Source organism: Arsenophonus sp. aPb, assembly GCF_029873475.1.
In the GTDB taxonomy this organism is placed as follows: Bacteria; Pseudomonadota; Gammaproteobacteria; order Enterobacterales; family Enterobacteriaceae; genus Arsenophonus.
The window spans coordinates 185764-209341 of the sequence record NZ_CP123499.1; the positions used below are offsets into that span (position 1 = coordinate 185764).

A 23578-nucleotide genomic window follows, 5' to 3' on the forward strand; every position below is an offset into this window, starting at 1 on the left:
TTGAATAAAAATACAGTAATTAATATTAGTTCAGTGTACAAGATTTATTAATGAGAATGTTAATGATACTAATTTTTCCTTTTAATCCATAACCCCAATATATACATGAAAAAGGAAAATTAATGGTGTATAGGTTCGTCGTTATAATATATATTGCGATATAAAGATTTTATTTAAGGATATAAAAAAATTTGCCATAACGTAATAATACTATTAATAAAATAATTATCGCAATGGATCGATTCAAATTAAGTAATGGCAATTAATTTGACCATAAGAGTTCAGACAAGCCTTTATTAGTGATGTACCCAATCGATGCTTAGTGAGTCTGAATATTCTGTAAATATGGAGTTGAGGCTGTGTTTTATGGTCGCAAGTTAGTTGTGCAATTTTAGCAACTCAGCAGAATCAGTCATTGGCGATAAACAACTCATCATGCAACCGTTTAATTTCATTGCTTTTATCTATGAATTACAAAAATAAATTTTATTGCTGAATTTTTTCGTTGATAGGAAAACTGGATCCATTATGATGAATAGATAGGTTGATTCTATCAAATTTATATTTAGGGAAGGAATAGGCATGAATATTCGTGATTTGGAGTACCTTGTAGCATTAGCTGAGCATAAACATTTTCGGCGTGCTGCAGATGCCTGCCATGTTAGTCAACCGACCCTAAGTGGTCAAATTCGTAAATTGGAAGACGATTTAGGTGTTATGTTACTAGAGCGAACAAGCCGAAAGGTTTTGTTTACTCAGCAGGGATTATTATTAGTTGAACAAGCTAGAACAGTACTGCGAGAAGTTAAAATATTGCAGGAAATGGCTTCCTTACAAGGTGAAAGCATGTCAGGTCCGTTACACATAGGATTAATTCCTACCATTGGCCCTTATCTTTTGCCTCACATCATTCCAGAATTACACCGTTTATTTCCTAAACTGGAGATGTATTTACATGAAGCACAGACACACCATCTGTTAGCGCAATTAAATAATGGTAAACTGGATTGTGCAATATTAGCGCAAGTGAAAGAGACTGAAGCTTTTATTGAAATTCCTCTCTATGAGGAACCTATGCGATTAGCCATTTATGAAGGGCATCCGTGGTTCAATCGTAAGGAAATTGAGATGCAAGAGCTTGTTGGGCAGAAATTACTCATGTTGGAGGATGGTCACTGTTTACGTGATCAAGCGATGGGATATTGTTTTCAGGTTGGAGCCAAAGATGATACCCACTTTCGAGCCACCAGTTTGGAAACATTACGTAACATGGTGGCAGCCGGCAGTGGTATAACACTTTTGCCAGATTTATCGGTGCCGAAAGAGATAAAACGTGATGGCGTCTATTATCTTGATTGTATTAACCCTGTTCCTTCACGTTCGATTGTTTTAGTTTATCGCCCTGGTTCACCGCTTAGAAGTTGTCATGAACAATTTGCTGAGGCAATACGTAAACAAATGCAGCGATACTATAGTAAAAATTAATTGTTTACTTACTTCTAATATTGGGTTCTATTTGGTTAAAACAGACGGTTCAATCCATTTAGCGCAGCAACCCGAAATGCTTCTGCCATAGTTGGATAATTGAAGGTAGTATTAACGAAATATTCAATAGTATTACCTTCACCTTTTTGCTCCATAATTGCCTGTCCAATATGAATAATTTCTGCTGCACGCTCCCCGAAGCAGTGAATACCTAAAATCTTTAATGTTTCGCGATGAAATAGAATTTTTAAACTGCCTACATTCATCCCTGCTATCTGTGCTCTGGCTAAGTGTTTAAATTGGGCGCGCCCGACTTCATAAGGAATTTTCATGGCAGTCAATTGTTGTTCGGTTTTACCGACAGAACTGATTTCAGGAATGGTGTAGATCCCGGTTGGAATATCCTCAATTAAATGGGTATCACCGTGACCTGTTGTTATTGCACGGGCTGCGAGACGACCTTGATCATAAGCTGCTGAAGCTAAACTGGGATAACCAATAACATCGCCGACAGCATAGATATTTTCATTATGAGTACGATAGGTAGCGTCAACTTTAATCAGACCTCGATTATCAATAGGAATAGCGATATTTTCTAAATTTAGATTATCGGTATTTCCTGTACGGCCATTAGCATATAATAGACAATCGGCTTTGACTTTTTTACCTGATTTCAGATGAATAATTACGCCATCATCTGTTCCTTCGATTTTTTCATATTCTTCATTATGGCGAATAACAACACCATTATTCCAAAAATGGTATGATAAAGCATCTGACATTTCTTGGTCTAGAAACGAGAGAAGGTGATCACGAGTATTAATAAGATCAACTTTTACCCCTAACCCTCTAAAAATTGAAGCATATTCACAGCCAATTACCCCTGCACCATAAATAATAACATGACGGGGTTCATGATTGAGTGTTAAAATCGAATCGCTATTGTAAATGCGTGAATGCTGAAAATCGACATCGGGTGGACAATAAGGACGAGAGCCGGTTGCGATAATAATTTTTTCAGCATATAGCGTATCGTCAGTACCATCATTATAAAGAACTTTTACGGTATGTTCGTCAATGAAAGAGGCTTCACCAGCAAACATATTACAACCATTCCGTTCGTAAAATCCTTGTCGCATATGTGTTTGTTGATTGATTACGGTTTCGGCTTGTTTAAGAATGTCGGAGAAAGAAGAGCGTAAAAGTCGGGACTTATCGCTATATAATGGATTTTGATTAAATTCGATAATTCGGCTGACTGCATGCCGAAGTGCTTTAGAGGGAATGGTTCCCCAGTGGGTACAACCACCACCAATTTTATTATAACGTTCAATGACGGCAACTTTTTTCCCTTGTTTTACCAACCCCATTGCTGCGCCTTCTCCCCCGGGGCCGGAACCAATAACGATAGTATCAAATTGAATCTGTGGCATTCGGTATAACCTATATTATGTAAATACGAATAGACAACTCACATTAACATTATCTTCTTTAATCATGCTTAAATATAAGATTCAGGCTTTACATTTTAATAAATAAACAGAAATTCCTTATATACTAGTTAAACTTAAGAACACTGCAAATCTGTTAAAATTTGGTATAGTGGTCTAGTTGCATTATTATCGAAGAGGTATATTAATTACTGTGAGTAATATTACAGGCATTAGAGCAAAGCAGAAAGAAAAAACGCGTCGTTCTCTGATAGAAGCGGCTTTTAGTCAATTGAGTGCTGAGCGTAGCTTTACTAGTCTCAGCTTACGTGAAGTTGCGCGAGAAGCAGGTATTGCACCCACTTCTTTTTATCGACATTTTCGTGATGTTGATGAATTAGGATTGACCATGGTTGATGAAAGCGGGCTCATGCTCCGTCAATTAATGCGTCAAGCTCGACAGCGAATTGCAAAAGGTGGTAGTGTCATTCGAACATCTGTTGCTACTTTTATGGAATTTATTGGTAATAATCCGAATGCCTTTCGGTTATTGCTGCGTGAACGTTCAGGCACATCGGCTGAGTTTCGTGCTGCAGTTGCCAGAGAAATTCAGCATTTTATTGCTGAATTGGCCGATTACTTGCAACAGGAAAGTAGTATGCCTCGATATTTTACTGAAATACAAGCAGAAGCCATGGTTACTATTGTATTTAGTGCGGGGGCTGAAGCATTAGATATTGAGCAGGAAAAAAGGCAACTTTTGGAAGAGCGGTTAGTTTTACAACTTAGAATGATCGCTAGAGGCGCCTATTATTGGTATCGTCGCGAACAGGAAAAACATAATATCAAATTATAAATAATTTTTTGCAGTAAACTCCAAATTGCAATTATTTATTATTATTTTCTATATTAGCTTTTTAAATGGTTTTTAATATTATAAGTATTAGAGAGATATTATTTATATTAATATTATTTAATATTTATTTTAACAGTAAAATTATATTCGCCATCGCTAGATAGATTCTTTGCTATTATGACTTATAAAACGCCATATTTTTAATGGCGTTTCTCTCTCATTTAAATATCTTTATTCTCAAGTAAAACTCCACACTCAATATGGTGGGTATAAGGAAATTGATCGAATAATGATAATCGATGAATTTTATGGGTTTTATTAAGTATATTTAGATTGTGACAAAGTGTATTGGGATTACAGGATATATAAAGAATACGTGGATATTTTTGTACTAATTCAAGTGTTTTTTCATCTAAACCACAACGAGGAGGATCAATCAAAATTGTCTTACATTTATAACTCATTAAATCAACATCCTCGAGGCGTCTAAACTGACGTTCACCTTGTATTGCTTGGGTGAAATCTTCTGCTGACATGCGAATAATTTTTACATTATTAATTTTATTAGCTTCAATATTATATTGAGCAGCAGTTACTGATGGTTTGGCAATCTCAGTTGCCAGTACGCGATTAAAATTTTGCGCTAGTGCGATAGAAAAATTACCATTTCCACAATAAAGCTCAAGTAAATCTCCTTTTGCGTTTTTAGTACAATCAATTGCCCATTCTAACATTTTGATATTTATTCCGGCATTGGGTTGGGTAAAACTATTTTCAATTTGGCGATAAATAATTGACTTACCAGCAATAGGTAATACCTCATCAATATGATCCTGTTCTAATATAATTTTTGTTTTTGCCGCGCGTCCGATGAGCTGTATATCAAAACCTTGATTAATTAAAGCGATACGTAATTGTTTAGCTTGTTCAATCCATTCCTCATCCAAATTTTTGTGGTAAATTAACGAAACAATAATCTTATTACTTAATGTTGATAAATAATCTACTTGGAAAAGTTTATAACGTAAAACAGATTTACTTTTAATTAAGGGAATTAAGGCAACCATCATTTGATTAATTAATTTACAAGCAACAGGAAATTGATCAATTCTTATACGTTGTTTAGTTGTTTGATCAAACATTATATGAAATAAATCTTGTCCTTCATGCCAGAGGCGAAATTCAGCGCGCATTCTATAGTGGGAAAAATCAGAACGAAAAATTTCTGGCTTAGGTGCATTATAAGGCAGCATAATACTGTTTAAATATTTAATTTTTTCTGTTAACTGCGAGTTGTATTGGGTAATTGATAAATTATTTAGCATGTATTCAGATTCATATTATAAAAAATTTTCTATCGTGAGATTGTAGGGAAAGAGAAAGAGATGTCTAGCTTTGATGCACGATTTATGGATCCTAGTTAAAATAGTTTTCCTAAGCTTATTTTTCCAATATTGATAGTAAGAGTCGTAAAATTTTAGGCCATCGATATTGGAAGGTAATGCAAAAATAAAAATAAGTTATAATATTGTCTTAAAACAAGTGGGCAGTTATACAACTGCACATGGATTTATTCAATCTAATATTACTGTATAATTACTCATGACTATTTTTACTAACAATTCTCTTATCAGCATATTGTTCATTATTGTGATGAAATGAATGAAAAATGAAATAAAAAAAGTAACCTCTGCTCAGTTGAAAACGGCTCGGCCAACTATTCTAATTTTTGATTCTGGTGTTGGTGGGTTATCTGTTTACCGTGAAGTCAGACAATTATTGCCAGATCTACACTATATTTATGCTTTTGATAATGATGCTTTTCCTTATGGAGAGAAGAGTGCCGAATTTATTATTGAACGTATTATTCGCTTCATCGATCAAATTCAACAAAAACACGCATTGGCAATAGCAATTATTGCTTGTAATACGGCAAGTACGGTCAGTCTACCTATTTTAAGAGCACATTTTCAATTTCCAATTATAGGCGTTGTTCCCGCAATAAAACCAGCAACTAAATTAACACGTAATGGTATTATTGGATTATTAGCAACCAAGGCGACTGTTAGTGGAAACTATACTAGAGAGCTTATCGACCGATTTGCTGTTGATTGTAAAGTTGAGATGATTGCCTCATCAGAATTAGTCGAATTAGCAGAAAAAAAACTTCATGGTCAAATAATCTCAAAAGAAACATTAGTGCGCATTGTAAAACCGTGGTTAAAAATGAAAGAACCTCCTGACACCATTGTGCTCGGTTGTACACATTTCCCGTTATTATCGGCAGAACTAAAAGAAGTGTTGTTTGACGGAACCAGACTCATTGATTCTGGCGCAGCAATTGCTAGACGAGCGGTTTGGTTAATCAATAATCATCCAAATCTGATTTTAACAAAAAATAGAAATATCGCTTATTGCACTAGAATGGATGTTGAAGCTGAAAAGCTTATCCCTGTATTGATGAATGAAGGTTTTAATCAGTTAGAAAAAATTTCTATTTAAGCCGATTTGTCGAAATATAAACCAATTAGACAATTTTTTTTAAATAACGGTTGCCAGCGGCGTAAAACCGCCTATAATGCGCTCCCACTGGTTGAGAATAAACAATTACATTTTTAATCAGTGATAAAAAAGAAAAGTAGAAATAACTACTTGACTTTACAGGTGAAAAGCGTAATATACGCCACCTCGCGACTCCGGTCGCACGCTCTTTAACAATTAATCAGACAATCTGTGTGGGCACTCGCAAGACATCATCAAAAACTATTTGAAGATTAAGTCTTGAAGAGTGACAAAACAGTTAATTCATATATGAACTAATAAGCAGTAACGTTATTTTGGGCAACGGCGAAGGCGGTAAAAGGCCGACAAAGTGGCAAAAAAAAAGCGTTACGGCCAGTAAAACATTCTTTGAGCATCAAACTTTTAATTGAAGAGTTTGATCATGGCTCAGATTGAACGCTGGCGGCAGGCCTAACACATGCAAGTCGAGCGGCAGCGGGAGAAAGCTTGCTTTCTTGCCGGCGAGCGGCGGACGGGTGAGTAAGGTATGGGGATCTGGCCGAAGGCGGGGGATAACCACTGGAAACGGTGGCTAATACCGCATAATCTCTAAGGAGCAAAGTGGGGGACCTTCTGGCCTCACACCTTCGGATGAACCCATATGAGATTAGCTAGTAGGTGGGGTAAAGGCTCACCTAGGCGACGATCTCTAGCTGGTCTGAGAGGATGATCAGCCACACTGGGACTGAGACACGGCCCAGACTCCTACGGGAGGCAGCAGTGGGGAATATTGCACAATGGGCGCAAGCCTGATGCAGCCATGCCGCGTGTATGAAGAAGGCCTTCGGGTTGTAAAGTACTTTCAGTCGTGAGGAAGGTGTTAAGGTTAATAGTCTTAGCAATTGACGTTAGCGACAGAAGAAGCACCGGCTAACTCCGTGCCAGCAGCCGCGGTAATACGGAGGGTGCGAGCGTTAATCGGAATTACTGGGCGTAAAGGGCACGCAGGCGGTTAATTAAGTTGGATGTGAAATCCCCGGGCTTAACCTGGGAATGGCATTCAAGACTGGTTAGCTAGAGTCTTGTAGAGGGGGGTAGAATTCCATGTGTAGCGGTGAAATGCGTAGAGATGTGGAGGAATACCGGTGGCGAAGGCGGCCCCCTGGACAAAGACTGACGCTCATGTGCGAAAGCGTGGGGAGCAAACAGGATTAGATACCCTGGTAGTCCACGCTGTAAACGATGTCGATTTGGAGGTTGTGGTCATGAACTGTGGCCTCCGGAGCTAACGCGTTAAATCGACCGCCTGGGGAGTACGGCCGCAAGGTTAAAACTCAAATGAATTGACGGGGGCCCGCACAAGCGGTGGAGCATGTGGTTTAATTCGATGCAACGCGAAGAACCTTACCTACTCTTGACATCCAGCGAAGCCTTTAGAGATAGAGGCGTGCCTTCGGGAGCGCTGAGACAGGTGCTGCATGGCTGTCGTCAGCTCGTGTTGTGAAATGTTGGGTTAAGTCCCGCAACGAGCGCAACCCTTATCCTTTGTTGCCATCGAGTTATGTCGGGAACTCAAAGGAGACTGCCGGTGATAAACCGGAGGAAGGTGGGGATGACGTCAAGTCATCATGGCCCTTACGAGTAGGGCTACACACGTGCTACAATGGCGTATACAGAGAGGCGAGCCTGCGAGGGGAAGCGGAACTCAGAAAGTACGTCGAAGTCCGGATTGGAGTCTGCAACTCGACTCCATGAAGTCGGAATCGCTAGTAATCGCGGATCAGCATGTCGCGGTGAATACGTTCCCGGGCCTTGTACACACCGCCCGTCACACCATGGGAGTGGGTTGCAAAAGAAGTAGGTAGCTTAACCTTCGGGATGGCGCTTACCACTTTGTGATTCATGACTGGGGTGAAGTCGTAACAAGGTAACCGTAGGGGAACCTGCGGTTGGATCACCTCCTTACCGAGATAGATGGAATGTGAGTGTTCACACAGATTGTCTGATGAAGATTGAGCAGAAGGTATCATTAGGCTTGTAGCTCAGGTGGTTAGAGCGCACCCCTGATAAGGGTGAGGTCGGTGGTTCAAGTCCACTCAGGCCTACCAAGATTGCTGGCAGATATTGCCTAAAGGCGAAGTTAGCGGGAAGGAGTAATGATACAAGAATCTTAATGGGGCTATAGCTCAGCTGGGAGAGCGCCTGCTTTGCACGCAGGAGGTCAGCGGTTCGATCCCGCTTAGCTCCACCATATTGCAAGATAAAACTAGATAAAAAGTTATTCAGAGCAGGCTGGCAACAGTATGCTGCGAATAATAATGCTCTTTAACAATCTGGAACAAGCTGAAAATTGAAACACACATTATTGAGAAAAATAATGTGGAGAACTCTCAAACTCCAACGTGAAGTGTATTCGCTGTCAGGAAGGCAGGCATTATGAGCGAGCAGTCAGGAATTCGAGGCGGCCAGCGCGCAGCAAGCGCAGCGTACAAAAGTACGTGAGCATTGCGAGCACTGCCCAACAAAGAATTGCTGCACGCGCAGCCATAACCTATCAGAATGATAGTGAAATAAAAGACATCTTCGGGTTGTGAGGTTAAGCGAATGAAGCGTACACGGTGGATGCCTAGGCAGTCAGAGGCGATGAAGGACGTGCTAATCTGCGAAAAGCGTCGGTAAGCTGATATGAAGCGTAATAGCCGGCGATGTCCGAATGGGGAAACCCAGTGCATTAATGCACTATCGTTTGATGAATTCATAGTCAAACGAGGCGAACCGGGGAACTGAAACATCTCAGTACCCCGAGGAAAAGAAATCAACCGAGATTCCCCTAGTAGCGGCGAGCGAACGGGAGCAGCCCAGAGTCAGCATCGATATTAGTATCAGGAGAAGGGTCTGGAAAGGCCCAGCAATAAAGGGTGATAGCCCCGTATCCGAAGATGTTAGTGTTGTGAGCTCGAAGAGTAGGGCGGGACACGTGTTATCCTGTCTGAATATGGGGGGACCATCCTCCAAGGCTAAATACTCCTGACTGACCGATAGTGAACCAGTACCGTGAGGGAAAGGCGAAAAGAACCCCGGCGAGGGGAGTGAAAAAGAACCTGAAACCGTGTACGTACAAGCAGTGGGAGCCCCATCACTCAAGTGCCTCGGCAGTTGGGTGATGGCATACCATCACAATAACAGCGCAGGCTTTGCCAACAAGGTTGTTCGGTTTTTTCAAGCCGCAGCGCAGTGTACCTAAAAGTACACGAGCAGCGGAAGTTAAAAAAGCGGACAAGATTGGCCGCAAAGACAAGCGGGACATTTGAGGATGGGGTGACTGCGTACCTTTTGTATAATGGGTCAGCGACTTATATTCTGTAGCAAGGTTAACCGCATAGGGGAGCCGTAGGGAAACCGAGTCTTAACTGGGCGTTAAGTTGCAGGGTATAGACCCGAAACCCGGTGATCTAGCCATGGGCAGGTTGAAGGTTGGGTAACACTAACTGGAGGACCGAACCGACTAATGTTGAAAAATTAGCGGATGACTTGTGGCTGGGGGTGAAAGGCCAATCAAACCGGGAGATAGCTGGTTCTCCCCGAAAGCTATTTAGGTAGCGCCTCGTGAATTCATCTTCGGGGGTAGAGCACTGTTTCGGCTAGGGGGTCATCCCGACTTACCAACCCGATGCAAACTACGAATACCGAAGAATGTTATCACGGGAGACACACGGCGGGTGCTAACGTCCGTCGTGAAGAGGGAAACAACCCAGACCGCCAGCTAAGGTCCCAAAGTCATGGTTAAGTGGGAAACGAAGTGGGAAGGCTTAGACAGCCAGGATGTTGGCTTAGAAGCAGCCATCATTTAAAGAAAGCGTAATAGCTCACTGGTCGAGTCGGCCTGCGCGGAAGATGTAACGGGGCTAAACCATGCACCGAAGCTGCGGCAGCAACAGCAATGTTGTTGGGTAGGGGAGCGTTCTGTAAGCCGTCGAAGGTGGACTGAGAGGTCTGCTGGAGGTATCAGAAGTGCGAATGCTGACATAAGTAACGATAAAGCGGGTGAAAAACCCGCTCGCCGAAAGACCAAGGGTTCCTGTCCAACGTTAATCGGGGCAGGGTAAGTCGACCCCTAAGGCGAGGCTGAAAAGCGTAGTCGATGGGAAACGGGTTAATATTCCCGTACTAAGGGTTACTGCGAAGGGGGGACGGAGAAGGCTAGGCTATCCGGGCGACGGTTGTCCCGGTTTAAGCGTGTAGGTGGGTCGTGCAGGCAAATCCGCATGGCTATAACACTGAGGCGTGATGACGAGCCACCAAGGTGGTGAAGTAGTTGATGCCAAGCTTCCAGGAAAAGCCTCTAAGCGATAGGTAACCGTTAATCGTACCCCAAACCGACACAGGTGGTTAGGTAGAGAATACTCAGGCGCTTGAGAGAACTCGGGTGAAGGAACTAGGCAAAATGGTGCCGTAACTTCGGGAGAAGGCACGCTGGCGTTAGGTGAAGTGGTTCGCCCATGGAGCTGAAGCCAGTCGCAGATACCAGCTGGCTGCAACTGTTTATTAAAAACACAGCACTGTGCAAACACGAAAGTGGACGTATACGGTGTGACGCCTGCCCGGTGCTGGAAGGTTAATTGATGGGGTAAGCCGTAAGGCGAAGCTCTTGATCGAAGCCCCAGTAAACGGCGGCCGTAACTATAACGGTCCTAAGGTAGCGAAATTCCTTGTCGGGTAAGTTCCGACCTGCACGAATGGCGTAATGATGGCCAGGCTGTCTCCACCCGAGACTCAGTGAAATTGAACTCGCTGTGAAGATGCAGTGTACCCGCGGCAAGACGGAAAGACCCCGTGAACCTTTACTATAGCTTGACACTGAACATTGAGCCTTGATGTGTAGGATAGGTGGGAGGCTTTGAAGTGTGGACGCCAGTTCGCATGGAGCCAACGTTGAAATACCACCCTTTAATGTTTGATGTTCTAACTTAGGCCCGTAATCCGGGCTGAGGACAGTGTCTGGTGGGTAGTTTGACTGGGGCGGTCTCCTCCCAAAGCGTAACGGAGGAGCACGAAGGTTGGCTAATCACGGTCGGACATCGTGAGGTTAGTGCAAAGGCATAAGCCAGCTTGACTGCGAGCGTGACGGCGCGAGCAGGTACGAAAGTAGGTCTTAGTGATCCGGTGGTTCTGAATGGAAGGGCCATCGCTCAACGGATAAAAGGTACTCCGGGGATAACAGGCTGATACCGCCCAAGAGTTCATATCGACGGCGGTGTTTGGCACCTCGATGTCGGCTCATCACATCCTGGGGCTGAAGTAGGTCCCAAGGGTATGGCTGTTCGCCATTTAAAGTGGTACGCGAGCTGGGTTTAGAACGTCGTGAGACAGTTCGGTCCCTATCTGTCGTGGGCGAAGGAAGATTGAGGGGGGCTGCTCCTAGTACGAGAGGACCGGAGTGGACGCACCACTGGTGTACAGGTTGTCATGCCAATGGCATAGCCTGGTAGCTAAGTGCGGAAGAGATAACCGCTGAAAGCATCTAAGCGGGAAACTTGCCTCAAGATGAGTCTTCCCTGACAGCAATGTCCTATAAGGGGTGTTCGAGACGAGGACGTAGATAGGCTGGGTGTGTAAGCGTAGCGATACGTTGAGCTAACCAGTACTAATGACCCGAGAGGCTTAACCTGACAACACCGAAGGTGTTTTGAGAAGAGAGAAGAAATTTTAGCTTGTTCGGAGATTGACTCCTGTAGGAATTTACGTGAATGGCAGTGAGCTGGCGCTAGGTGCATACTGAGGTATGTGAATGAGGCGAAAGGCTGGCCGAGATAGCAGCGTAATGAAACAGGATAGCGAAAAAAGAATTTGTCTGGCGGCAATAGCGCGGTGGTCCCACCTGACCCCATGCCGAACTCAGAAGTGAAATGCCGTAGCGCCGATGGTAGTGTGGGGTCTCCCCATGTGAGAGTAGGGAGCTGCCAGACTTTAATTTAATGCTAATAGCTAAGGCTGTTAGTGAGATAAATCGGGTGGTGCGGTAGTTCAGTTGGTTAGAATACCGGCCTGTCACGCCGGGGGTCGCGGGTTCGAGTCCCGTCCGCACCGCCACCTATTTAGGGGCGTAGTTCAATTGGTAGAGCACCGGTCTCCAAAACCGGGTGTTGGGAGTTCGAGTCTCTCCGCCCCTGCCATTTATAGCTTTATAGATAGTGTTATTAAATATCAAAAAACCCAGTTTAACTGACTGGGTTTTTGTCTATGAGCCGTCCAAAACTATATTCTTATCTTAATATTCTAATTTTTATTTATTAAAATTGATAGATTTTGTCCTATCATTTTATTTTTGCTAGATATTATAGACAAAAAACGATCGTAGTTTTTTTGTACTTTTTTGCCTTAATAAATATTTTTTGTTAATGATTAGTTATGAAACTAGAAGTTTATATTTTTACTTATTCATAATTAGTTATTCCTCAATAGGTATTTTTACTAATTTATTAATAAACGTTTCTTGTTCATTATTTTGTAACCAAATAGCATAAATTGGTTTGCTGTAGATAACTTTCGATAGTGTTTCTAATTCATGATGTTGATTAAGCCAATGAATGGGTAAAACAGCGGCAGATTTGGTTGGATATAATAGTTCCCGTGCAAGATTAGCTGATGTTGTTAGCAGTGTAGGCGAATTTTCAAGTAAAGATGATTTTTCAGTGGTATTGAAATCAGCACTCCAGTCAAGTTTGATAAGATTGAATTTCGATAAAGTTAAATTTTTTTTATTTGTCATCAGTTGTAATTTTATTTCACCAATGATAGCGCTTTCAAACTCATCCATTTTTGGTGGTTCGATCGCAATAAGTAAATCAAGTTCGCGTGAATGCAGTTGTTTTACTAAAGATTGTCGTGTTGATATTCTACATTCTAGATGAAACTCTTTATGTTTTTGATAAATAAGTTGAATCCAATTTGTTAAGCATCCTTCCCATAGTGATATTGTCGAGCCTATTGAAAATTCTGTTTGTAATGATTGATGAGAAATTTCTTTTTTAGCTTGTAGCCAGGTATTTATTAACGATTTAGCGTAGGGGATCAAGCGTTCGCCTGCCGCAGTTAAACGAATATTATTGCGATGACGAGCAAATAAAACGGTCCCTAATTGAGTTTCTAATTGGCGTATTCGAAAACTTACCGCTGATTGTGTTAGGTATAACGATTCGGCTGCTCGACCAAAATGTCGGGTTTTACTAACTTCTAAAAAAGTTTTTAATAATTCAGTATCCACAGCAATCTCCAAAATTTTTAATCTTAACGATTTAAATGTTTTGTTTTACAGAATGCAATTGCTAACTAATACTCCGCGCCATAATGAGTTGACATTAGAGAGGTAGGAGTGTGTTAGATGGCAGAAAGCTTTATCACGACTAATCGTTTTTTTGATAATAAAAATTATCCTCGAGGTTTTTCTCGTCATGGTGATTTCACCATTAAAGAAGCTCAGTTGTTAGAACGTTGCGGTCAAGCTTTCAATGAACTTGATTTAGGTAAGCGCCAACCTCAGACAGAAGAAGAAAAACTTTTTGTTGCTATGTGTCGCGGTGAACGCGAACCTGTGACACCAGAAGAAAAAGTATGGTCTAAATATATGTCTCGTATTAGCCGACCTAAGCGTTTTCATACCTTATCAGGAGGTAAACCACAACTGGATCCTTCAGAAGACTATACCGATACTGATGATTAATATCATCATAGATCTAAAAAAAGGGGTTTTAATACCCCTTTGTTATGCAATTTGTTTTTGTAACTGAATAAGTAGCTTATCCATACTGCGATAGCTAATTGCTTCAATAATATCAATTTTTTCAATTTGTTGTTGCTGTTTTAAATCAGCAATAGTTCGTGAAACTTTCAATATACGACCCCAAGCTCTGATTGAGAGGCCAAGTTTATTTAATGTTGTTTCTAAAAAAAGAGCGTCATTCGGTTTTAGTTTACAAAAAAGTGTGGCTTCTTTGCTATTTAGTTTTGCATTAATTTTACCCGAACGTTCAATTTGCTGTTTTCTTGCTTGTATAACACGTTGTTTTATATCGAAACTGGTTTCATTCGTTGGTGTAGAATGGCTTAATGTACCTAGTGGTAAAAGTGGTACCTCTATAGAGAGATCAAAACGGTCTAAGAATGGCCCAGATATCTTTGCTAGATAACGGAGGATCTGTTTTGGGTTGGCTCGGTTATATATACCTTTATAGTGACCCATAGCGCTGGGATTTAAAGCGGCAATAAGTTGAATATTAGCTGGAAAATTAACTTTAGCTTTTGCACGTGAAATTGCTATTTCACCAGATTCTAGTGGTTCCCTAAGTGCATCGAGCACTTTTCGTTCAAATTCGGCCAGTTCATCAAGAAATAAAATACCATTATGAGCTAAAGATATTTCCCCAGGTTTGGGTAAACTGCCGCCACCGATCAATGCTGCCATAGAAGCACTGTGATGAGGAGCTCTAAATGGCCGTGTAAGCCATTTTTCGTTATCAAATGAAATATCACACAAACTTTTTATTGAAGCTACCTCTAGCGCTTCTTGATTGGTGAGATCAGGTAAGAGAGTAATTAGGCGGTTGGCAAGCATGGTCTTACCTGTGCCTGGTGGCCCAATCAATAAAAGATTATGTCCTCCTGCGGCTGTGATCTCTAATGCGCGCTTGGCGTGCTGTTGACCAATAACATCATTGATATCTGTTATGTTAGTGTGCTTATGGTTGGTAATAGGCATTTCTTGATTGTGAGGTAAAGTATTTTGATCATGTAAGAAATGACAAACAGCGAGTAAATGTTCACAAAAATAGACACTTTCTGTTGGTAACAAATTTAATTCATTTGCGTTTTCTATCGAAGTAATCAATTTACGTTGATTTTTTAATGCAGCTTGTGCTGCGGTGATTACCCCTGTTATTCGACGAATTTGGCCAGAAAGTGCTAATTCGCCAAGGAATTCGAATTGATTTAATTTTATCGATGTAATTTGTTCCGATGCCGCTAAAATGGCAAGTGCGATAGCTAGATCGTAACGCCCGCCTTCTTTTGGCAGATCTGCAGGCGCTAAATTGATGGTTATTCTTTTAGATGGATACTGAAAACCACTATTTATTAAAGCACTTCTAACACGATCACGGGCTTCTCTTACAGCTGTTTCAGGCAACCCTACCAGAGTAAGTCCAGGTAGTCCATTACTAATATGTGCCTCAACTGTTACTCGCGGTGCATGCATACCAATTGAAGCTCTGGTGTAAATAACAGCTAGTGCCATATTGCCTCCCTAAAATGTCATATTACTATTTTCTTTGTTAGTAAATTAAGCACAACTAGGTTTTAGTGAATATGAGAAGGTTGTTAGAGAAGTGCCCGAAACTTTTACTTTTGTTGTAATTTTTTAGGACGGTGCTGTCATTATTTATAATAAAAAACGGCTATTAATTAATTTAAAATGATCTGGATTATTAATCTATGCATAACTAATAAAATGAAACTAATCGTTTTATACAAAACCAAATAATATTTGTATTTTAGTGTAACTGTCTTTATTATTTGAATTTTATAGTTTTTTATTTCAATTATTTTTTAAAGCTGTTAAATAATTTCATTATGAAAGAAATTTATTGATTCTAATCGTCATTTTTTATTTTTCGATAAAAAAATAAAATAACTATTGTCAAATCAGTGTCAACGTGTTAACACTAAATAAGTAAATAAATTATCGAGATCAAAGAACGAATATTATGACGAATGTGTTTGCCCTAATAATTAACCTAATTATTGTGAGCGTGGTGGTGATTATTCCACCGTGCGGGGCAGCACTTGGAAGAAGAAAGGCAGAATAACTAGCCAGATTTCACAAGAACCCCGCACCGAAAGGCGCGGGGTTTTTTTTTAGCTTTAAATTTGTGTTAGTTACCGGTGAGAGTTCAGAAAAATAAACAAATACATTAGGTTGCTGGAGTAAAACAATGAATGGAGCGCAATGGTTAGTTCAGGCATTAATTAGCGAAGGGGTTGAACAGATTTTTGGTTATCCTGGGGGAGCCATTATGCCTGTTTATGATGCTTTGTATGATAGTGATTTGCAGCATTTGTTATGTCGTCATGAGCAAGGTGCTGTTATGGCTGCAATTGGTTATGCAAGAGCAACGAATAAACCAGGAGTCTGTATCGCAACATCAGGGCCAGGAGCAACAAATTTGATCACAGGCTTAGCTGATGCATTATTAGATTCAGTGCCTATCGTTGCCATAACAGGACAGGTTGCTTTGGAGTTTATTGGCACAGATGCCTTTCAGGAAGTTGACGTTTTAAGTCTCTCGTTAGCTTGTACTAAACACAGTTTCTTAGTGGATTCTGTTGAGATGTTGCCACAGGTTATTACTGAGGCTTTCAATATTGCGACAACGGGGCGCCCAGGACCCATCTTAATTGATATACCCAAAGATATACAGTTACAAACAACCCATTTGCTGCCCTATTTTATGCCAGCTGAAGAAAAATCATTTTATTCTGCCAATCAATTAGCAACCGCATGTGAAATTATGCAGCAAGCGAAGCAGCCTATTTTGTATGTGGGTGGTGGGATTGGTATGTCAGGAGCGGTCGCTGAGTTGAGAGATTTTATTGCTATCACCGGATTACCCACTGTTGCTACGTTAAAGGGACTTGGTGCTGTCACACCAGATGAGCCTCATTATTTGGGGATGTTAGGTATGCATGGTAGCAAAGCGGCAAATTTTGCTGTACAGGAATGTGATCTATTGTTGGCGGTAGGCGCAAGATTTGATGATCGTGTGACCGGCAAATTGAATACATTTGCGCCTAATGCCAAAGTCATCCATTTAGATATAGATCATGCTGAATTGAATAAATTGCGTCAGGCGCATGTTTGTTTACCCGGTGATGCAAAACTATTGTTACCACAATTAGCTCGTCCATTAAATATTGCATCATGGCAAGCCAAAGTAAGCGCATTGAAAAGCGAATATGAATGGAATTATAACCATACTGGGGAAGCTATCGATGTCCCTGCTTTGTTAAAACAAATCTCAGAACGTATGCATGTAGATACGATAGTTACAACAGATGTAGGACAACATCAGATGTGGACAGCACAGCATATGACATTTCGAGCACCGGAAAATTTTATTACCTCAAGTGGATTAGGTTCAATGGGATTTGGCATTCCTGCCGCAATCGGCGCTCAGTTAGCTCGCCCTAATGCAGCGGTTATCTGTATTTCAGGTGATGGTTCTTTTATGATGAACATTCAGGAATTAGCTACCATAAAGCGCCAACGATTAGCGATCAAAATTGTGCTTATCGATAACCAACGTCTGGGTATGGTACGTCAATGGCAAGAATTATTTTTTCAACAACGCTACAGTGAAACCCAGTTAACGGATAATCCAGATTTTATTGCATTAGCAGCATCATTCGATATTGCCGGTCAGCGTATTACGCAAACATCAGAAATTAACGACGCACTGGATAGATTATTTAGTCATGCTGGCCCTTATTTGCTACAGGTATCTATTGATGAGTTAGAAAATGTTTGGCCGTTGGTTCCTCCTGGCGCCAGCAATGAAAAAATGATGGAGAAACCCTTATGAGACACTATCGATTAAATATTGAAGCGCGCTTTCGACCAGAGATTTTAGAGCGCATTTTGCGGGTAACTCGTCATCGTGGATTTCAGGTTAATACAATAAGTATGAATCAAGTATTGGATAGAAATAACGTTAGCATTGAAATAACGGTTAATAGTCAGCGTCCACTGAATCTACTTTGTTCGCAGTTAATTAAATTGGTAGATGTTTTTGATATTGAAATCAAGCAACAAGCTGTCAAACAATCAATCGTAATGTAAGGTAAAAAAATGACAAAAAAGGCAGATTATATTTGGTTCAACGGAGAAATGGTGCACTGGGCGGAAGCAAAGATACATGTTATGTCTCACTCTTTGCATTATGGTACTTCGGTTTTTGAAGGTATTCGCTGTTATCACTCTCATCAAGGCCCAGTAATTTTTCGCCATCGTGAGCATATGCAGCGTTTACACGATTCAGCAAAAATTTATCGCATGCCTTTAAACCAAAGCGTTGATGAATTAATGGTAGCCTGTCGCGAAACCATTCGTAAAAATAAGTTAGTTAGTGGCTATATTAGACCACTCGTTTTTATTGGTGATGTTGGTATGGGAGTTAATCCACCACCAGGTTATAAAACGGATGTCATTATTGCGGCTTTTCCATGGGGAACGTATCTAGGTGAAAAAGCACTAGAACAAGGTATTGATGCGATGGTTTCGTCTTGGCATCGCGCCGCACCCAATACCATCCCGACAGCGGCTAAAGCCGGTGGTAATTATCTATCGTCTTTACTGGTAGGTAGTGAAGCGCGTCGTCATGGCTATCAGGAAGGCATAGCGTTAGATGTTAATGGTTATATTTCCGAAGGTGCGGGTGAGAACCTATTTGAAGTTAAGGATAAGGTACTTTTTACACCGCCATTTACCTCGTCAGCACTACCAGGCATCACACGTGATGCAATTATCAAATTAGCCACTGAATTGGGATTTGAAGTTCGTGAACAAATGTTATCACGTGAATCGTTGTATCTGGCGGATGAAATTTTTATGACCGGTACTGCAGCTGAGATTACGCCAGTTCGTAGTGTTGATGGTATTCAAGTCGGGGTTGGTCATTGTGGCCCAGTAACTAAACGTATCCAGCAGGCTTTTTTTGGTTTATTTGACGGTTCGACAAAAGATAAATGGGATTGGTTAGATCCTGTCAATAGTTAGTTCAAATTGATAGATGTTTATTGGCGACTCGTTCTCGTCAATTTTTATACCAAGGGAGCAAAAATGCCGAAATATCGTTCTACTACAACGGTCAATGGCCGTAATATGGCTGGTGCAAGAGCACTTTGGCGGGCAACCGGAATGACCGATGCTGATTTTGGCAAGCCAATTATTGCGGTTGTCAATTCATTTACGCAATTCGTCCCTGGACATGTGCATCTACGTGATCTTGGTCAGTTAGTGGCTAAACAAATAGAAACTGTTGGCGGCGTGGCAAAAGAGTTTAATACTATTGCGGTTGATGATGGTATTGCAATGGGGCATGCCGGTATGTTGTATTCGCTGCCGTCTCGCGAGCTTATTGCTGATTCCGTTGAATATATGGTTAATGCTCATTGTGCCGATGCGATGGTCTGTATTTCTAATTGTGACAAAATTACACCAGGCATGCTGATGGCAGCATTGCGCTTAAATATTCCGGCTGTTTTTGTATCGGGCGGCCCGATGGAGGCAGGTAAAACCAAACTTTCTGATCAGATTATTAAACTTGATTTGGTCGATGCCATGATCAAAAGTGCGGATCCGACTGTGAGTGATCAAGAAAGTGAACAAATCGAACGTTCAGCTTGCCCAACATGCGGCTCATGCTCAGGCATGTTTACTGCTAATTCAATGAACTGTTTGACCGAGGTATTAGGATTATCTTTGCCTGGTAACGGTTCTTTATTGGCGACGCATACCGATCGTAAACAGCTGTTTTTGGCTGCCGGTAAACGTATTGTTGAGATCACGAAAAAATATTATGAGCAGGATGATGACAGTGTTTTGCCACGTAATATTGCCACTAAAGCGGCATTTGAAAATGCGATGACACTCGATATTGCAATGGGAGGATCGACGAATACGGTATTACATTTATTAGCGGCAGCTCAGGAAGCTGAGGTTGATTTTACTTTGGCAGATATTGATCATTTATCACGTAAAGTACCACATTTGTGTAAAGTAGCACCCAGTACGACCAAATATCATATGGAAGATGTCCATCGGGCCGGTGGGGTGGTCGCTATTTTAGGTGAGTTAGATCGCGCGCAATTACTTAATCGTCAGGTAAAAAATATTCTTGGTTTAAATGTCGAGCAAATGTTAACGCAGTATGATGTCATATTGACGCAGGATGATGCGGTGAAACAGATGTACGCTGCAGGGCCGGCCGGTATTCGTACTACCCAAGCATTTTCACAAACCTGCCGTTGGCCATCCTTAGATCTCGATCGTCAAACAGGATGTATTCGCAATTTAGCGCATGCTTATAGCCAGGATGGCGGATTGGCTGTTTTATTTGGTAACCTGGCAGTCGATGGCTGTATTGTCAAAACCGCAGGAGTTGATGAAAATTGCCTGACATTTCGTGGTTCAGCCAAGGTGTTTGATAGTCAAGAGGAGGCGGTAGCAGCAATATTGAACGGCAAAATTGTTGCTGGAGATGTAGTGGTAATTCGCTATGAAGGACCGAGAGGAGGGCCAGGTATGCAGGAAATGCTTTATCCTACGTCTTATCTCAAATCAATGGGATTAGCCAGTAGTTGTGCATTAATTACTGATGGCCGTTTTTCTGGTGGTAGTTCAGGATTATCCATTGGCCATATTTCGCCAGAAGCGGCAAGTGGTGGTTTGATTGCCTTAATTGAAGATGGCGATATTATTGATATTGATATTCCCGCTCGCAGGATTGCCTTAAATATTGATAACACATTATTAGATCAACGTAGACAATCTGAATTGCAACGTGGCGACAAAGCATGGATGCCACGCAAGCGTAAACGTAAAGTTTCATTTGCCCTACGCGCTTATGCTGCATTGGCAACAAGCGCAGATAAGGGAGCGGTGCGTGATAGAGCTAAGCTAGGAGGATAAAATGGTGATGTCTTGTTTGCAGAGTTCACCTTCAGCTGCGGATTATTTAAGCGCAGCATTAAAGGCACCCGTTTATCAAATTGCACAAGTCACCCCATTACAGGAGATGAAAAAAATCTCTGAGCGGTTTGATAATACAATTTTGGTTAAGCGTGAAGATCTGCAATTAATGCATAGTTTTAAGCTACGTGGCGCTTATAACATGATTGCTAGTTTGTCAGCCGAGCAGCGAGCGAGTGGTGTTATTACCGCTTCGGCTGGTAATCATGCACAAGGTGTTGCGTTATCTGCCAGTCGGATGGGGATCCCGGCACTAATTGTGATGCCATTAGCTACATCAGATATCAAAGTTGATGCTGTTCGATGTTTACAGGCTGAGGTGTTTTTATATGGGGCGAATTTTGATGAGGCAAAAGCAAAAGCGATTGAAATTGCGCATCAGAAAGGATACACCTATGTGCCACCGTTTGATCATCCGGCAGTGATTGCAGGTCAAGCAACAATAGCGATGGAATTATTACAACAAGCTCCTCACCTTGATCGTATTTTTGTGCCCGTTGGCGGCGGAGGATTGATTGCTGGTATCGCGACCCTGCTCAAACAACTAATGCCTGATATTAAAATTATTGCTGTTGAGCCCGAAGATGCGGCTTGCCTCAAAGCCGCTTTAGCAGCGGGTCATCCGGTAGATTTACCTACTGTGGGTTTATTTGCTGAAGGGGTAGCCGTTAAGCGTATTGGCGATGAAACTTTTCGTCTATGTCAAAAATATCTCGATGATATTATTACGGTTAATAGTGATAATATCTGTGCTGCCATTAAAGATTTATTTGAAGAGGTACGCGCTGTAGCAGAGCCAGCAGGTGCATTGGCGTTGGCCGGTTTGAAAAAATATGTTCAGCAGCATGGTATAAAAGGTGAACGTTTAGCCCATATTTTATCGGGCGCCAATATCAATTTTCATGGCTTGCGTTATGTTTCAGAACGTTGTGAATTAGGCGAACAACGAGAAGCATTGTTAGCTGTTACCATTCCCGAGCAAAAAGGCAGTTTTTTGCGCTTCTGCCAAATTTTGGGTGAGCGTAGTGTGACAGAATTTAATTATCGTTATAACGACATAAATTCAACGCAAGCGTCTATTTTTGTTGGAGTTCGATTAAGCTATGGGGTTGATGAATGTGCTGATATTGTTGCAGATTTACGGCGAGCCGGTTATGGCGTAGCTGATCTTTCCCTTGATGAAATGGCCAGGCTTCATGTACGTTACATGGTGGGCGGACGTCCGTCAAAGCCACTCAATGAGCGGCTATTAAGCTTTGTCTTTCCAGAATCTCCCGGCGCGCTACTGAAGTTTTTATTAACGTTAGGTACCTATTGGAATATTACACTTTTTCATTATCGTAGTCATGGGACAGACTATGGACGTGTTTTGGCGGCCTTTGAGGTGTCTGGTCCAGAAGCCCTTTTTGAGCGTCATCTAGCTGCATTGGGTTATGAATATCGTGATGAAAGCAATAATGCCTCATACCAATTCTTTTTAGCGCCGCCAAGCCAATTATTGACTGCGCAAAGTGGCATCAGGCAGCAATTGCCAGAATACCCGTATTAATGGTTCATTAAGGCGTTTTTTTAAAACACAAATACCAATATCAAACGGTTCAACCAGTGAAATAGGGTCAAGTTGCCAAATACGATTGCGGACAGATTCTGGGCAATTATCAACGACCACTTTGGGTATTAATGCAATACCGCAACCGAGTGCTACCATCGATACAATAGCTTCATGGCCGGACACGGTAGCATAAATTACTGGATTATTAATAGTATGGCGTTGAAACCAAAGCTCTATTCTTTTGCGGGTAGGTCCATGTTCAGGCAGAATAAAAGGGATCTGTTGCCAGTTCGGTTGCGGTTGTGAAACTTGTTGCCGAATTGTGCCAGCAAGTGATGGAGCTATCAAGACGAGAGGAATTTCGCCTAATTTGTTAAATAACATATTATCAGGTAATTTTTCAGGTCTAGCGGCAATCGCCAAATCGGCAGCTTGTCTAGCAACGTTATTGACGGCATCCGCTGCGTCGCCAGTGGTTAATTTAATTTCGATTAAAGGATTTTCTAACCTAAAGTTATCCAGGATCTTAGGTAAATGACTATAGGCGGCAGTGACTGAGCAAAAAAGGCGTAATTCGCCGGTCAATAAGGCGCTCTGTTGGTTAAGTGAGTGGCGAAGTTGCTGATATTGAAGCAGTGTTTGTTGGGCAAATTGTTTAAATTGTTTTCCTGCCTCGGTGAGGCCTACTCTTCTATTATCACGCATAAATAAAATATGACCAAAACTTTCTTCCAGTCGTTGTATTTGGCGAGATAATGTTGATGGACTGATATGCATTGCATTAGCCGTGCGTCCGAAGTGACAGCTATCAGCTAGATGTAAAAATAGCTTTAGATCGCGAATATCCATCATGCCTCCTGTGATAAAAAGTGATAAATTAATATTGCAATTCTTGCAACATGTTATTTTAAATATATCAATTTACGCAATATGTTTGATCACATATAGTCATC

Annotated in this window: 15 protein-coding genes, 4 tRNA genes and 3 rRNA genes; 17 read left to right on the forward strand and 5 right to left on the reverse strand. The window is 41.4% G+C overall.

The features are described 5' to 3' along the window. The first annotated feature begins 582 nt into the window (after positions 1-582). On the forward strand, positions 583-1485 hold the full coding sequence (oxyR, locus tag QE177_RS00745) for a DNA-binding transcriptional regulator OxyR (protein ID WP_280550871.1): 903 nt from the start codon (positions 583-585) through the stop codon (positions 1483-1485). 35 nt (positions 1486-1520) lie between these two features. Here the strand turns inward: oxyR and sthA are convergent, their stop codons facing one another. Continuing rightward, positions 1521-2918: a Si-specific NAD(P)(+) transhydrogenase gene (gene sthA / locus QE177_RS00750; protein ID WP_280550872.1), complete on the reverse strand. Its 1398-nt coding sequence runs from the start codon at positions 2916-2918 to the stop codon at positions 1521-1523. Positions 2919-3138: 220 nt separating this feature from the next. Here sthA and fabR point away from each other — a divergent pair, with 220 nt between their 5' ends. Further along, a complete protein-coding gene (gene fabR / locus QE177_RS00755; protein WP_280552182.1) occupies positions 3139-3771 on the forward strand; it encodes an HTH-type transcriptional repressor FabR in 633 nt (210 codons plus the stop codon). A gap of 221 nt (positions 3772-3992) precedes the next feature. Here the strand turns inward: fabR and trmA are convergent, their stop codons facing one another. Then, entirely contained in the window at positions 3993-5096 is a 1104-nt protein-coding gene (gene trmA, locus QE177_RS00760; protein WP_280550873.1) for a tRNA (uridine(54)-C5)-methyltransferase TrmA, read from the reverse strand. A 337-nt stretch (positions 5097-5433) separates the two neighbouring features. On the opposite strand from trmA, the gene murI reads away from it, so the two are divergent. The 8 genes from murI (at position 5434) to QE177_RS00800 (ending at position 12446) form a co-directional block, all read left to right on the forward strand. Next, positions 5434-6273, forward strand: coding sequence for a glutamate racemase (gene murI / locus QE177_RS00765; RefSeq protein WP_280550874.1), 840 nt, complete (start codon positions 5434-5436; stop codon positions 6271-6273). 424 nt (positions 6274-6697) lie between these two features. Then, positions 6698-8238, forward strand: a 16S ribosomal RNA gene (locus QE177_RS00770). A gap of 66 nt (positions 8239-8304) precedes the next feature. Next, positions 8305-8381 (forward strand) — tRNA-Ile (locus QE177_RS00775). Between the two features lie 67 nt (positions 8382-8448). Beyond that, positions 8449-8524, forward strand: a tRNA-Ala gene (locus tag QE177_RS00780). A 343-nt stretch (positions 8525-8867) separates the two neighbouring features. Continuing rightward, positions 8868-11942: ribosomal RNA gene (locus QE177_RS00785) — 23S ribosomal RNA — on the forward strand. A gap of 181 nt (positions 11943-12123) precedes the next feature. Further along, positions 12124-12239, forward strand: a 5S ribosomal RNA gene (gene rrf, locus QE177_RS00790). Together the 16S, 23S and 5S rRNA genes with 4 tRNA genes alongside form the textbook arrangement of a ribosomal RNA operon. Positions 12240-12286: 47 nt before the next feature. Beyond that, a tRNA-Asp gene (locus QE177_RS00795) sits at positions 12287-12363 on the forward strand. Between the two features lie 7 nt (positions 12364-12370). Then, positions 12371-12446 (forward strand) — tRNA-Trp (locus tag QE177_RS00800). A gap of 275 nt (positions 12447-12721) precedes the next feature. Here QE177_RS00800 and hdfR read toward each other — a convergent pair. Next, complete coding sequence (gene hdfR / locus QE177_RS00805) at positions 12722-13537, reverse strand: HTH-type transcriptional regulator HdfR (protein WP_280550875.1); 816 nt, start codon at positions 13535-13537, stop codon at positions 12722-12724. 117 nt (positions 13538-13654) lie between these two features. Here hdfR and QE177_RS00810 point away from each other — a divergent pair, with 117 nt between their 5' ends. Continuing rightward, positions 13655-13993, forward strand: a complete 339-nt coding sequence (locus QE177_RS00810; protein ID WP_026823483.1) for a DUF413 domain-containing protein — start codon at positions 13655-13657, stop codon at positions 13991-13993. Positions 13994-14035: 42 nt separating this feature from the next. Here QE177_RS00810 and QE177_RS00815 read toward each other — a convergent pair whose 3' ends face one another. Further along, positions 14036-15562, reverse strand: a complete 1527-nt coding sequence (locus QE177_RS00815; RefSeq protein ID WP_280550876.1) for a YifB family Mg chelatase-like AAA ATPase — start codon at positions 15560-15562, stop codon at positions 14036-14038. A gap of 469 nt (positions 15563-16031) precedes the next feature. Here QE177_RS00815 and QE177_RS00820 point away from each other — a divergent pair, with 469 nt between their 5' ends. The 6 genes from QE177_RS00820 (at position 16032) to ilvA (ending at position 22622) form a co-directional block, all read left to right on the forward strand. Then, positions 16032-16133 (forward strand): IlvGEDA operon leader peptide, encoded by a 102-nt coding sequence (locus tag QE177_RS00820; protein WP_135677408.1) that lies wholly within the window; start codon positions 16032-16034, stop codon positions 16131-16133. Between the two features lie 126 nt (positions 16134-16259). After that, positions 16260-17906, forward strand: a complete 1647-nt coding sequence (gene ilvG, locus QE177_RS00825; protein WP_280550877.1) for an acetolactate synthase 2 catalytic subunit — start codon at positions 16260-16262, stop codon at positions 17904-17906. Next, positions 17903-18163 (forward strand): acetolactate synthase 2 small subunit, encoded by a 261-nt coding sequence (gene ilvM / locus QE177_RS00830; RefSeq protein ID WP_280550878.1) that lies wholly within the window; start codon positions 17903-17905, stop codon positions 18161-18163. Before ilvG ends, ilvM begins: the two co-directional genes overlap by 4 nt. A gap of 9 nt (positions 18164-18172) precedes the next feature. Then, the gene (locus QE177_RS00835; protein ID WP_280550879.1) at positions 18173-19099 is read left to right on the forward strand and encodes a branched-chain amino acid transaminase; all 927 of its coding nucleotides are present in this window, start codon (positions 18173-18175) and stop codon (positions 19097-19099) included. 63 nt (positions 19100-19162) lie between these two features. After that, positions 19163-21013, forward strand: a complete 1851-nt coding sequence (gene ilvD, locus QE177_RS00840) for a dihydroxy-acid dehydratase (RefSeq protein ID WP_280550880.1) — start codon at positions 19163-19165, stop codon at positions 21011-21013. Between the two features lies 1 nt (position 21014). Further along, entirely contained in the window at positions 21015-22622 is a 1608-nt protein-coding gene (gene ilvA / locus QE177_RS00845; RefSeq protein WP_280550881.1) for a threonine ammonia-lyase, biosynthetic, read from the forward strand. Here the strand turns inward: ilvA and ilvY are convergent. After that, positions 22569-23474 carry an HTH-type transcriptional activator IlvY gene (gene ilvY / locus QE177_RS00850; protein ID WP_280550882.1) on the reverse strand — a complete coding sequence of 302 codons (906 nt, stop codon included), beginning with the start codon at positions 23472-23474 and terminating at the stop codon, positions 22569-22571. The two genes, ilvA and ilvY, sit on opposite strands and share 54 nt — an antisense overlap. Positions 23475-23578 lie beyond the last annotated feature (104 nt).

Bases quoted from the DNA above. Each gene is read 5' to 3' on its own strand.
- oxyR (WP_280550871.1), top strand. From the start codon at position 583: ATGAATATTCGTGATTTGGAGTACCTTGTAGCATTAGCTGAGCATAAA.
- sthA (WP_280550872.1), bottom strand. From the start codon at position 2,918: ATGCCACAGATTCAATTTGATACTATCGTTATTGGTTCCGGCCCCGGG.
- trmA (WP_280550873.1), bottom strand. From the start codon at position 5,096: ATGCTAAATAATTTATCAATTACCCAATACAACTCGCAGTTAACAGAA.
- murI (WP_280550874.1), top strand. From the start codon at position 5,434: ATGAAAAATGAAATAAAAAAAGTAACCTCTGCTCAGTTGAAAACGGCT.
- QE177_RS00810 (WP_026823483.1), top strand. From the start codon at position 13,655: ATGGCAGAAAGCTTTATCACGACTAATCGTTTTTTTGATAATAAAAAT.
- QE177_RS00815 (WP_280550876.1), bottom strand. From the start codon at position 15,562: ATGGCACTAGCTGTTATTTACACCAGAGCTTCAATTGGTATGCATGCA.
- QE177_RS00820 (WP_135677408.1), top strand. From the start codon at position 16,032: ATGACGAATGTGTTTGCCCTAATAATTAACCTAATTATTGTGAGCGTG.
- ilvG (WP_280550877.1), top strand. From the start codon at position 16,260: ATGAATGGAGCGCAATGGTTAGTTCAGGCATTAATTAGCGAAGGGGTT.
- ilvM (WP_280550878.1), top strand. From the start codon at position 17,903: ATGAGACACTATCGATTAAATATTGAAGCGCGCTTTCGACCAGAGATT.
- QE177_RS00835 (WP_280550879.1), top strand. From the start codon at position 18,173: ATGACAAAAAAGGCAGATTATATTTGGTTCAACGGAGAAATGGTGCAC.
- ilvD (WP_280550880.1), top strand. From the start codon at position 19,163: ATGCCGAAATATCGTTCTACTACAACGGTCAATGGCCGTAATATGGCT.
- ilvA (WP_280550881.1), top strand. From the start codon at position 21,015: ATGGTGATGTCTTGTTTGCAGAGTTCACCTTCAGCTGCGGATTATTTA.
- ilvY (WP_280550882.1), bottom strand. From the start codon at position 23,474: ATGGATATTCGCGATCTAAAGCTATTTTTACATCTAGCTGATAGCTGT.